We start from the raw sequence: 11949 nt of genomic DNA, 5'->3' as shown, positions 1-11949 counted from the left end.
TGTTAGTTTTCGTCCCACCAAACTGGGAAGTTTATATCGTTACCATTTGTTGCATTTGCAGCTTGATTATAATTCTCAGCATTTAAAGCATCTTCCTCTGCAGGATAAGGCATTCTAACCGGAATTAATCCATTATTTAAACTTGCAGACACGGTGTTAAATTCAGGGAAACCTGTACGTCTATAGTCTACCCAACCTTCATAACCATTAATAATATTAGCAATCCACTTTTGAGTCATTATTTGTTGTAACGGTGTTGTGCCAACAGCATCATAAGCTGCGTTACCTGTTAAGTAAGTTGCTGGTAAATCAGTCTGCCAATATTCAAAAGCTTGCGTTACTCCTGTGTTGTATAACGCTTGTGCATTTGCTGTAATTAACCCTTTTTCGGCAGCTTCGGCTAGTGTAAAGTAAACCTCCCAAGAGGTCATAAAATTAGCATCTAATACCGAGGTATCTTCTCTAAAAGCAGTTCCTGCTAAAGAGTATTCTGCTAAAGCAATAGACGTTGATGAGGCATCAATACCATTTAGTAAACCGTTATACTCATTAGTTGTGGCGTTTTCAAAAGGTCTGAAAAAAGTGCCTATTCTGTTGTCGTTTAAGTCCGTTAATAGCTCCTCCATAGTTTCGGATAGTACAAAATTATTGAAATCTCCAACACGCAATTGTGCTAGTCTAAAGCTGTTTGGATCAGTATTGGTAAAGTTAAATACTGCGTTTTCAGCTGTAGCTGAAATCAAATCACCTGAGTTGTATAAGGCTTGTAAGTCTTCCGAAACATCGATTTTATCTGATAGTCTCATCAAATATTTCAACTTTAAACTATTAGCAAAAGTTATCCAAGCTTGTAAATTTCCATCAAATAGAATGTCACCTTCCAAAGGAATGGCTAAGCTGTAATTTTGGATGGCTGTAATCCCTTTGTCTAAGTTGTCAAGGATTCCGTTCTCATCTAAATAAATAGATTGCTGCGTGTCATAGGCTGGCGTAACGGTTCCGTTAACACCATTAAAGGCTTCAAAATAGGGCACATCTCCAAATAGATCTGTTAATCCTGCTGCCATGTACGCTTTCAGAATTAAGGCTGGACCTTCATATACTTGAAAAGTAGCTGTTGTTCTGGATTGTGTTAGTATGATTTCGTTATCACGTAAGTTTGTGTAAAAAATAGGCCAAGGATTTCCTCCTAATTGTGGCGATTTTAAATCATGTCTGTCAAATAGGTTAAAGTCTAAAGCAGTTCTGTGTTGCGATAATAAATCACCTGCAACAAAACCTTCGTAACTCATTTGTTCTCCAAAATCGTAAATAACTTGACGTAACAACAAACTTGGTTGTACAGTGTTTGGAGCGTTAGGATTAGTATTAATGTCTTCAAAGTCCTTGGTGCAACTTGTAGTTAAAACAAGCGCGAAAAAACTTAATATATATAATGTGTTTTTCATGATGTTGCTCTTAAAAATTTAAACTTGCTTTTAATCCAAAACTACGTGATGAGGCATAACTCATGTCTTCCACACCGCTTACAAAACCATCACCTTGAACCGCTAATTGTTCTGGGTCAAAATGTGGGTTTTCTGTAATAACAAACAAGTTGCGACCAATTAAGGATATGGCAATATCGCCACCTTCTTCTAACCCTAAAAAACCTTCTTTTAGTTTAAAATTGTAACCAATAGAAAATTGTCTCAACTTTAAGTAAGACGCATCATAGACATTATTTTCTTCATGGTTTCTGTCGTAAAATTGTCTGTAGTAGCTTTCGGCAGATACCGCTACGGTGTTAGGTTGTCCGGAAGCAGTTACACCTTCTGCAACAATACCATCTTCAGGTCTGTACTCGGTTTCTGCTAATTGTCCTCCAACATTACCTAAAGCACTGGTTCTTGATACAATCTCTCCACCTTGTCTCCAATCAAACAAAAAGCTTGCAGTCCAATTTTTATAACTAAAATCGTTATTCCAACCTAATGTAAAATCTGGATTGTAATTCCCTAGTTTTTTAAGTGTATTGTCTGCTATATAGCGTCCGTCGCTATCTATTATAAATTGTCCGTCTTCGTTTTTAAGATACCCTGTACCATAAAAGTCTCCAATTTGTCCACCTTCTTTAACTTGAAACCAAACGGTTTGATTGGCACTATCGTAAATTCGGCTATAAGCCAATGTTAAACGACCATCAGCTTGCGGTAACTCTTCAATAGTTGCTTTGTTTTTCGCGAAGTTAAACGTCGTGTTCCACTTGAAGTTATTGGTTTTTATAGGTGTGATACCTGCAATAATTTCGACACCAGTCGATTTTACTTTACCACCATTAACCACTTGTTGCTCATAACCTGAGGATATAGGAATAGGTAATGATATAATCTGATCTTTGGTAATTGCATTGTAATAGGTAAAGTCAAAACGGATACGGTCATTTAGAAAACGTACATCTGCACCAAACTCATAATTAGTGGTGCTTTCAGGTTTTAAATTAGCGTTAGGAATAAAGTCCTGATTGCTAAAAGTTGGTTGACCATTATAGGGTGTTTGAGAGATAAAAGCGCCCGAGGTTTGATACGCATTAGTATCGTTTCCTACTTGCGCTACACTGGCTCTTAGTTTAGCAAATGACACCGCTTTTGGAAGTGTGGTAACATTAGATAAAATAAAGCTGGCTGAAGCCGAAGGATAGAAAAATGAAGTCCCATCTACAGAAAAAGGGGTTGCTAAAGCACTAGACCAATCATTACGTCCTGTAATATCTAAATAGAGAAAGTCTTTATAGCCTAGTTTGGCAATACCGTAAAAAGAATTAATACGTTTTTTAGAGTCAAACTGAAACACTTCAATAGGAGATGCTGCATTATTTAAACTAAAAATACCAGGTTGTGCTAAGTTAACGGTTTGCGCTTGTTTTGTGGATGCCTTCTGGTCTAAACGATTTCCTCCAGCGGATACATCTACTTTAAAATCGCCAAAGGTCTTATTGTAATTTAATAAAAAGTCAGTGTTAATTTCTCTGAAAAACACATCGTGTTCTGCGTAAGCACCATTTTTAAATCGGTTGCTAGAATAACTACGTTTTAATTCTCTTTTTTCTGAAGAGTAGTCCATTCCTGTTCTTAACTGTAAACTAAAGGCATCGGTAAATTTATGCTTAAAAGCCACATTACCAAACACACGATCACGATTAAAACTGTTGGTGTTTTCGTATAAAATAAAATAAGGGTTATCAAAAAACGTGTAGTTAAAACTATATTGTTGCACACCTTCTAAACCCGGTTGCCAATATTTTTTTAAACTATTAATATCTAGACTTCGTGGACCCCAAGCCACTAAACTGTAATTTACATTTTCACTACCATAACCATTAGATGGTCTATTATCACTAGTTGAGTTAGTGTAAGAAATAGAGGTTGAAATCGTGGTTTTATCCGTAGGTTCAAAATTTAGTTTTGCAGCAACGGTTTGCCTGTCTAAATTGACACCAGGGATAATAGATTCACTTCTTAAATCTGTAAAAGACAAACGATAATCTCCTGTGTCAAAACCATTAGAGATGGCAATATTATTAATTGTTGTGACGCCAGTTTGATAAAAGTCTTTTAAGTTGTCAGGATTGGATTTTAAGAGTGTTGGTGTAATAGTGTCTCCGTTATATAAAGCAGTATCGCCACCACGTACAATCGTTCCGTTTGGCAACACGACAGGACTATCAAATTGCGATGCAAAATTACCTGCGTCCAATTGTGGCCCCCAAGAATAGGTAATATTGTCGTTAATACCACCACCAAGACCATCTACATATTCAAACTGACCAGAATTACCTTGTCCGTAACTATTTTGAAACTCTGGTAATCTAAAAGCAGAATCCACAAATACAGAGGTGTTAATACTAATCCCTAAGCCTTTTGACTTTTTACCACCTTTAGTTTTTATTACAATAACGCCATTAGATGCGCGCGTACCATATAAAGCAGCTGCACTTGGTCCTTTTAAAACCGAAACCTCTTCAATATCATCCGCATTAACATCCATTGCGCCATTTCCGAAATCTATTTCCTGAAAACCTGCAGCAGCTTCGTTTGTAAAGTTGAAAACAGTATTGTTATTGATAGGGACACCATCGACAACAAATAGAGGATTGTTGTTAGAGAAAGAGGCTTCACCACGAATTGTGATTTTTGAAGATGATCCAACACCTGTTGCGCCTTGAGAGATCGTCACACCTGCTAATTTACCTGCTAAATTGTCTAAAAAATTAACTGCTTTAACTTCTGTAAGTCCTTTTGAAGATAAAGACTGTACCACAAAACCTAACTCTTTTGTGTCGCGTTCCAAGCCTAGGGCTGTGATAACCACTTCGTCTAAACTTGAAGCATCTTCAATTAAAGCAACGTTTATAGTGGTTTGATTGGTAATGGCTATTTGTTGTGTTTTATACCCAATAAACGAAAACGATAACGTCTCTATATCGTCTAAAACAGTTATTGAATATTGCCCTTCATTATCCGTAATTGTTCCGCTATTATTGCTAGTCACAATGTTAACGTATGGTAATTTTTGACCATCTTCAGCACTTGTAACGGTACCTGTAATTGTAGTTTGCGCGATGCTAAATGTAGATACAAGAAGCAAAGCACATAAGTAAATGTGTTTCATTTAAAAAGATTAGTTTCAGTAATAAAATGACTTAAAAGTCTTTAGTTTTTAATCGAAACTAATTGCGGAGAACCTTTATTAAAAAGGGTATGATTTATAGTAAAATTTATAACTATAGCAGTGTATAAAAGTATCGCTTTCGCGGAAATACAAAGCTGGAGTAATACTGTTTTTACTGCTTTTGAAATAGTTTTATAGCTATTTAATATTGTAGATATATCTGAAGCCGAATCAATATCAACCAAAGTTTCTAGTAAACTGAAGTTAATATGATTTACAGATAGTAACTGTAATGTGGTTGTTTTTAACGCTGAGGTTTGCCAAGGAAGTTGACTAAAACGTTTAGTATTAAATAACGCTTTATTAAGTCCCATTAAATAAAAACCACCATCCTTAGAAGGGCCAAAGACTAACTGATTGTTATTTAGTTTTTGGTTAGCATCATTTAAATGCTTGGTTTTTAAATGAGGCGTGTCATTTCCTATCGAAATAATATTGGTAAAACCTTTGTCAAAAACGGTTTGTATTGCATGACTAAAACGCGCACCAAAAGACGTTCCTTCTTGCTGCGTTTCAGTGAAATGGAAATAGGGTAATCCCGTTTTTTTTACCTTATTAATGGTTTCATTAGTCAATGTTTCAAACAACTGACTATCTGCAAAAGATTTGCGCTTAGCATCCTCTTTAGCAGAATTTGAAAAAATTAATATGGCAGTTTTTTTTGTCATTTTTTAATTTCCGCGTAAGCGAAAACGCTATTTTAACTATGCAACAACACCTTGACAGCTGCTTCCTGCGCCTGCAGTACAACCATAACAATGTTGAGAAATTATAATGTTTCGTCCTTCTAATAATTCTGTTTTATATTCAGAAATGTGTTTAGATTTACTGTTTACAGGTAGTTCTAACATTTGATTAAAATCACAATCAAATAAATAACCATCCCAACTTACAGACAATGTATTAGTACACATGACGTTTTGTACGGCTGCAGGATTATAAGCTTCTACTAAAGAGTACATGTAATCTTCGTAGTTTTCTGAAGCAATTAAATAATCTAAAAAACGTGCAATTGGTAAGTTTGTAATAGCAAATAAGTTATGAAACTGAATGCTAAAATCTTCTGATAGTGCTTTCTTAAAATCTTTTTCCATAGCCATTTGATCACCAGGTAAAAATGCGCCTGACGGATTATAAACTAAGTCTAGTTTTAAGTCGCTTCCTGGCATACCATAACCAACAGCATTTAATTCTTGTAACGCTTTTATGGACATGTCAAAAACACCTTCGCCACGTTGTTTATCTGTTTTTCCTCTAGTCCAGTGTGGCATAGAGCTTATAACATGGATATTATGCTTTTTGAAAAATTCTGGTAAGTCGTAATATTTTTTATTAGCACGAATAATGGTTAAATTAGAGCGTACAATAAAATCTTTAATTCCAATTTTAGAAGCTTCTTCTACAAACCATCTAAAATTTGGGTTCATTTCTGGAGCACCTCCCGTTAAGTCTAACGTATGCGCGCCAGTTGTTTTTATAACATCCAAGATTTGTTGCATGGTCTCTTGGGTCATGATTTCCTTTCGGTCTGGACCGGCATCTACGTGACAGTGCTCGCACACTTGATTACACATGTAACCCACGTTAATTTGTAGTATTTCTAGTTTTTTCGCTATAAGCGGAAATTGACCAGTTTCAGAAATTTTATCTTTAAAAGTCGGTAATTCGCCATCAGCAAAAATACCACCAGATAAAATCTCTAATTGTTTATTGCTTTTTGCTAAATCGCTTCCTAGTTTTTTAAGGGACTTTGTTGCCATTAATACAGTTATCTTGTTTGTAGTCTACCTACGAAATTAATTAATCAGTGGTTTTAATACTAACCATCTAGTTTATTTACTTTATTCATCATTTGCACACCATGTACTAAAGTTGCACCGCTTTTTATAGCTGCTCCAACGTGAATGGCTTCCATCATTTGCTCTTTTGTAATACCACGTTGTAAGGTGTCTTTGGTATAAGCGTCAATGCAATAGGGGCATTGCTCTGTATGCGCAACAGCTAATGCTATTAATGATTTTTCTCTAGCAGTTAAAGCGCCTTCTTCAAATACTTTTCCATAATAGTCAAAAAACTTGTTTCCAAGTTCTTCATTCCATTCTGTTATTTTCCCGAATTTTCTTAGGTCTGCTGGATCGTAATATGTTTTTGCCATTATGATTTTTTTTAAAGATATAAATCTAAAACCGTTTTGTCGTAAAGTTTTAGTACTACTAACAAAGGTATCTAAATTTATGATAAATTAATAGGTGGTAGGTTTTGGCAATGTGTATTTTTTGGTTTGAATAACCTCGTTTTCTAGGACTGTTTTATTTAAAAAATAAAATATAGCGTCTAGATCTTCAGGATGCACATTTGCAGCATCGTGAGTTCCGTTTTTAACAATGTTCAAAAAGTAAGACGCTTCTAAAGTGTCTAGTTTTTCTGTAATGGTTTTTGAGCCATGTAACATCATATACCCCGGTTTTTTAGTTTGGCAATTTTGGTGTGGAGCACTACCATAAGGTACAGCGCCGTCTTCTGTGCCATGTGTAAGTGCTATGGGTATTGCATTGTCAATAGTTAACGAGTCTATGTCTAAAAAGGCACCAGCAAATCCAATGACACCAGCAAATGTAATGTCTTTATATGCAGTTAAGTCAGGGATAAAAAAACGTCTCATAAAGGCAGCGTGTAATGCGGTTTCGGCACCAGAACTACTACCTGCAGCTATTATTTTTGTGGTGTCTACTTGTAGCATCGTACTATTTTGATAGATAAAATTAGTAGCGTCTAAAAAGTCGATAACTGCTTGGTTAAAGGTAAAAAGTTTATCCTCTTTACTGCAATTGCAACCAAAGCCTGTTTTTGTGCCTTTTCTTAATAATCGGTAAGAAATAGAAACACCAATATATCCATTTTTATTGGCAGCATTTACAATATTGACCTCGTCAATACCATTACGTCCGCCTCCAGAAAAACCGCCACCATGCATCCAAATAACAACAGGTAAACTATCTGTTGGTTTTATATTCTCAGGCGTGTAAATATCTAATTTAAGTGTGTCTAATCCTTTTGTTGCGTAAGTGTATGTTTTCATGTTTTGTGCTGGACTTGAAAAATAGGTTAATACAAGAACTAGTATGTATAGGTTTTTCATAAAACGTATTAAAATCTAAATTTAGTCAAATAACAGATTTTTATGTTAATTATTTTAATTTAGCAATAAATATATTTTTCTATGGATTATTTTGTGATTGCATCAATATTAGTGCTTATTTCTGCCATTTTTGGGTATATAAATGTGCGGTTTTTAAAAATGCCTAATACTATAGGCTTAATGTTAATTACCATTGTATTTACTTTAGGAGTGTTTGCACTAAGTTATTTTGATGACACCTTGTTGAATGCTGAGAAGTTTATAATTACACAAATAGATTTTAAAAGTATTTTATTGGACGTTATGTTAAGTTTCTTGTTGTTTGCTGGTGCTTTGCATACTAATTTTGAACAGCTTAAAGTACAACGTTGGCCCGTATTAGCGTTTGCGACTTTTGGCGTTTTAATCTCGACATTTTTGGTTGGTGGCGCTATGTTTTTTGCGCTACCAATTATAGGCTTACATATAGATTTTATATACTGTTTATTGTTTGGTGCATTAATTTCGCCAACAGATCCAATTGCTGTTTTAGGGATACTAAAAAAAGCAGGTGTACCTAAAAAATTAGAAACCAAAATTGTTGGAGAATCCCTTTTTAACGATGGTGTTGGTGTTGTTATATTTTTAACCATTTTTAAAATTGCCGATTTAGGTATTGAAAATGTTAGTGCTTTAGAAGTTGTAGAGCTGTTTGGTGTTGAGGTGCTTGGAGGGATTGCATTAGGTTTGATTTTGGGTTGGATTACGTATAGATTAATGAAGTCTATTGACGATTATGATATTGAAGTTATTATAACCTTGGCTGCTGTTATGGGCGGAACTGTTTTAGCACAAAAGTTACATATATCAGCGCCTTTAGCAATGGTAACTGCTGGTTTGGTAGTTGGGAATGATACCGTTAGAGATAGTGCGATGTCAGATACTACGGAGGCTTATGTCGATAAATTTTGGGAGTTGTTGGATATTCTTTTAAATACAATTCTGTTTGTTTTAATAGGAATGGAGATGTTAGTGTTAACCTTTAAATTTGAGTATTTAACTGCCGGTTTATTAGCCATTCCTTTAGTTTTAGTGTGTAGATATATTTCGTTATTGGTACCAATAAAATTCTTTGAAAACAAGTTAGACTTTGTTCCAAAAACTAACCTAATTATGACTTGGGGTGGACTACGCGGTGGAATATCTATAGCGTTGGCATTAGGCCTTACAGAAGTTATGGAGCGTGATTTAATTTTGGTAATTACTTATGTTGTGGTTGTCTTTTCTATATTAATACAAGGAATGACCGTTGGTAAATTGGTTAAAAAACTAGAAATTAAATAGCCTTTATGCAAAACTGGATTAGTCTATTATCTGATTTTAAGGCAAAACAACAACCCATTGCTTTTATTACTGTTTCCAAATGTCTGGGGTCAACACCTTGCGTTGTTGGTTCTAGAATGATAGTGACTAAAGACAAACAGATTTACGGAACTATAGGAGGAGGGAAGCTAGAGTTTAAAGCTATTGACGAAGCAATAATTGCTATTAATGATAACAGAATTATAGCGTCCAGTTACACTTTAGGACCAGAGTTTGAGCAATGCTGTGGCGGGAAAGTCGAATTTATTATAGAACCTATGAATCAATCGCCAGAGTTATTTTTATTCGGAGCAGGACATATTGGAGTAGAAATCTGCAAACTTTTAGTAGACACGCCTTTTAAAGTTAATCTTATAGATTCTCGAGACGACTGGTTTTCTAATCTAGAGTTAGATGCTAGTATCGCAACACATCAAACTACCGAAACTGATTTTAAAACGTTTAAGGATGTTGTAAAATGGGGTAGTAACAGCTACGTTTTAGTGTTAACACATAATCATGCAATTGACTTTGATATTATAGCAATGGCGTTACAAAATCAAACTAAGTTTTTGGGGTTGATTGGCAGTAAAACTAAAAAAGTCAGATTTAACAATATGCTTATTAAAGAGATGGCTATTCCTGAAGGTATGACTAATGTAGTTTGTCCTATTGGTTTAGATATTGGAGGTGATACACCAAAAGAAATTGCTATAAGCGTTGTTGCTCAATTACTACAAGTGCATTATAAAAGCTTAGCTAATTAATACTAAGATTTGATGATAATATCCCATCTAGGAGATTACAGAAGTGTCTTGTAAGTAAAAGAATGGCTATTATTGCAGCAACTAAAGATGAAAAAAAACAAATCAATCATAGATAAATTAACTGCGCTTTGGGCTTTAAACGAGTCCGGTTTAGGTGGTTTTTTACATGTGTTTAATTCGCCATTCACAGGTTTGATAGTTGGTGGTGTTTCAATATTACTAATTAGTTTAATTGCTTTTTATGCTAAAAACAAATGGCAAACTATTTTAAAAGCATTGGTTATTGTCTTGATTATTAAAATGGCAGTAAGTCCATATTCTCCATTCGGAGCTTATGTTGCAGTCAGTTTTCAAGCGCTTTTTGGTGCGTTTTTATTTTCTAACTTTTCTTGGAAAGGTTTTGTGCTATTGGTTTTAGGGATGGTGACTTTTTTAGAGTCCGCTTTGCAAAAACTAATAGTACTAACAGTGGTTTATGGTACTGGTCTATGGGAAGCTATTAATATTTATGGCTCATGGGTTCAGAAAAAATTAGACTTTGTTTCAGAAACCTCTACCACTTCTTTTTTAGTGACGTTATATCTTGTAGTATATGGCGTTTGTGGACTATTAGCGGGTGTCTTTATTAAAAGTATTATTAAGATAATAGCAAGTAAACCTGAAGTCGATTTTTATCTAGAAACAATGCCAAAAGCATCGGAAAGCACTAAAAGAAAAGTGCCCTTTAAAACCAAAGTTATTTGGGTTTGGCTAATTACGGTTGCTATAATTGTTTTAGGGTTTTCAATATTTGGAGGTGCACTTTTTGGGTGGCAAAAGGCTATTTATATCGTGTTCCGTAGTTTTCTTATTTTAATGCTTTGGTATCTAGTAATTGGTCCTTTTTTATTAAGATTGGTTCAGAAATACTTAAGTAAAAAGGAATCTAAGTACCAGCAGGATATTACCAATGCTATGGATTTGTTCCCTTATTTTAGGCAGATTATTTCCTATACTTGGAAACAAACGCAGCATTTAAAAGGATTCAATCGGTTTAAGTTTTTTATGGCGAATAGCATTTCAAATTGTATTCATTTTAAAACGCCTACGGAATGATTTATATCCTCACGGGAGCAATACGATCAGGGAAGACTACAGCGCTGTTACATTGGTTTAAAAACAGAAATGATGTTGATGGGCTATTGTGTCCCGACGATGCTAATGGAAAACGTTATTTTCTGAAATTAAAAAACAAAACAATTTTTAAGCTTGAAGCTGAAGCTGAAAATGAAATTAAAGCTATTGTTGCAATAGGGAATTTTAAATTTTTGCAATCGGCTTTTAATGAAGCTAATGACTATTTGATTTTAGAAGCTTCTAAAACAGAGCCTAAATATTTAATTATTGATGAAATAGGAAAGTTAGAATTAAAAAATGAAGGCTTGCACGTTTCAACCAAAGCTTTGATTTCTCAGTTTAAATCTAATGATAACACACATCTTATTTTGGTAGTCAGAGATTATTTGTTGGATGCTGTTTTGGAGCATTATGGGATAACTGAATGTTCTATTTTGACTACAGAAGATTTAGAAAATTTAATCTAACTAAAAATAGTTTCGCCTAAAGCATAATAAATCGCCATTATTGCCGAGTATATTGCGCTTCCAAGAAAACGCCATTTTAATTTAAATCTATTTTGAATCAAGTAATTTGCTAAAAACGAAATAGGAATATTTACCAAAAAGGACCAAAAGGCAATTTGGATAAGGTTAAATCCAATGGCATTAAATTGAGCAGAGAACAATTTGATAAACAACAAGTGTCTTGCAACCCAAAGTGGATTAAAGTATGCTATGGCTAAACCCGTTTTGGATAATACAGCGCGTGCACCTTTTAAATCTTTAGTTTTTTTTACTATCCAATCAAAATAGTTGGGGATTTCAAATGCGTAAAAAGTGGCGCCAACAAATGCCATTCCTAGTAGTCTGTGCCAAGAAAATTCGTCAACAATTA

11 protein-coding genes are annotated in these 11949 nt (G+C 34.5%); 4 read left to right on the top strand and 7 right to left on the bottom strand.

What is annotated here, in order from left to right; translation table 11 throughout:
- Positions 1-2 precede the first annotated feature (2 nt).
- From ACZ2G2_RS03690 to ACZ2G2_RS03665, 6 genes are all read right to left on the bottom strand, one after another.
- On the bottom strand, positions 3-1448 hold the full coding sequence (locus tag ACZ2G2_RS03690; protein ID WP_470394031.1) for a SusD/RagB family nutrient-binding outer membrane lipoprotein: 1446 nt from the start codon (positions 1446-1448) through the stop codon (positions 3-5).
- Positions 1449-1458: 10 nt separating this feature from the next.
- The gene (locus tag ACZ2G2_RS03685) at positions 1459-4650 is read right to left on the bottom strand and encodes a SusC/RagA family TonB-linked outer membrane protein (RefSeq protein WP_470394029.1); all 3192 of its coding nucleotides are present in this window, start codon (positions 4648-4650) and stop codon (positions 1459-1461) included.
- A gap of 41 nt (positions 4651-4691) precedes the next feature.
- Positions 4692-5378, bottom strand: a complete 687-nt coding sequence (locus ACZ2G2_RS03680) for a TIGR04282 family arsenosugar biosynthesis glycosyltransferase (RefSeq protein WP_470394027.1) — start codon at positions 5376-5378, stop codon at positions 4692-4694.
- 36 nt (positions 5379-5414) lie between these two features.
- On the bottom strand, positions 5415-6470 hold the full coding sequence (gene arsS / locus ACZ2G2_RS03675) for an arsenosugar biosynthesis radical SAM (seleno)protein ArsS (protein ID WP_090838003.1): 1056 nt from the start codon (positions 6468-6470) through the stop codon (positions 5415-5417).
- Between the two features lie 59 nt (positions 6471-6529).
- The gene (locus ACZ2G2_RS03670) at positions 6530-6865 is read right to left on the bottom strand and encodes an arsenosugar biosynthesis-associated peroxidase-like protein (protein ID WP_090838001.1); all 336 of its coding nucleotides are present in this window, start codon (positions 6863-6865) and stop codon (positions 6530-6532) included.
- Positions 6866-6952: 87 nt separating this feature from the next.
- Positions 6953-7849: an alpha/beta hydrolase gene (locus ACZ2G2_RS03665; protein ID WP_470394025.1), complete on the bottom strand. Its 897-nt coding sequence runs from the start codon at positions 7847-7849 to the stop codon at positions 6953-6955.
- Between the two features lie 81 nt (positions 7850-7930).
- Between ACZ2G2_RS03665 and ACZ2G2_RS03660 the strand changes: the two genes are divergently transcribed.
- The 4 genes from ACZ2G2_RS03660 to ACZ2G2_RS03645 all read left to right on the top strand — a co-directional run bounded on the left by ACZ2G2_RS03660 (position 7931) and on the right by ACZ2G2_RS03645 (position 11540).
- Positions 7931-9172 carry a cation:proton antiporter gene (locus ACZ2G2_RS03660; RefSeq protein ID WP_090837996.1) on the top strand — a complete coding sequence of 414 codons (1242 nt, stop codon included), beginning with the start codon at positions 7931-7933 and terminating at the stop codon, positions 9170-9172.
- A gap of 5 nt (positions 9173-9177) precedes the next feature.
- Complete coding sequence (gene xdhC / locus ACZ2G2_RS03655; RefSeq protein ID WP_470394022.1) at positions 9178-9957, top strand: xanthine dehydrogenase accessory protein XdhC; 780 nt, start codon at positions 9178-9180, stop codon at positions 9955-9957.
- An 87-nt stretch (positions 9958-10044) separates the two neighbouring features.
- Positions 10045-11052: a hypothetical protein gene (locus tag ACZ2G2_RS03650; protein ID WP_470394021.1), complete on the top strand. Its 1008-nt coding sequence runs from the start codon at positions 10045-10047 to the stop codon at positions 11050-11052.
- Positions 11049-11540 carry a nucleoside-triphosphatase gene (locus ACZ2G2_RS03645; RefSeq protein WP_470394020.1) on the top strand — a complete coding sequence of 164 codons (492 nt, stop codon included), beginning with the start codon at positions 11049-11051 and terminating at the stop codon, positions 11538-11540. The genes ACZ2G2_RS03650 and ACZ2G2_RS03645 overlap by 4 nt, the downstream gene beginning before the upstream one ends.
- On the opposite strand, the gene ACZ2G2_RS03640 is transcribed toward ACZ2G2_RS03645, so the two are convergent.
- Positions 11537-11911 carry a hypothetical protein gene (locus tag ACZ2G2_RS03640; RefSeq protein WP_198520015.1) on the bottom strand — a complete coding sequence of 125 codons (375 nt, stop codon included), beginning with the start codon at positions 11909-11911 and terminating at the stop codon, positions 11537-11539. The two genes, ACZ2G2_RS03645 and ACZ2G2_RS03640, sit on opposite strands and share 4 nt — an antisense overlap.
- Positions 11912-11949: the final 38 nt, after the last annotated feature.

The sequence above is a fragment of the Olleya sp. KKT75 genome, from assembly GCF_055635485.1.
This window is presented reverse-complemented; position numbering and strand designations above follow the sequence as displayed.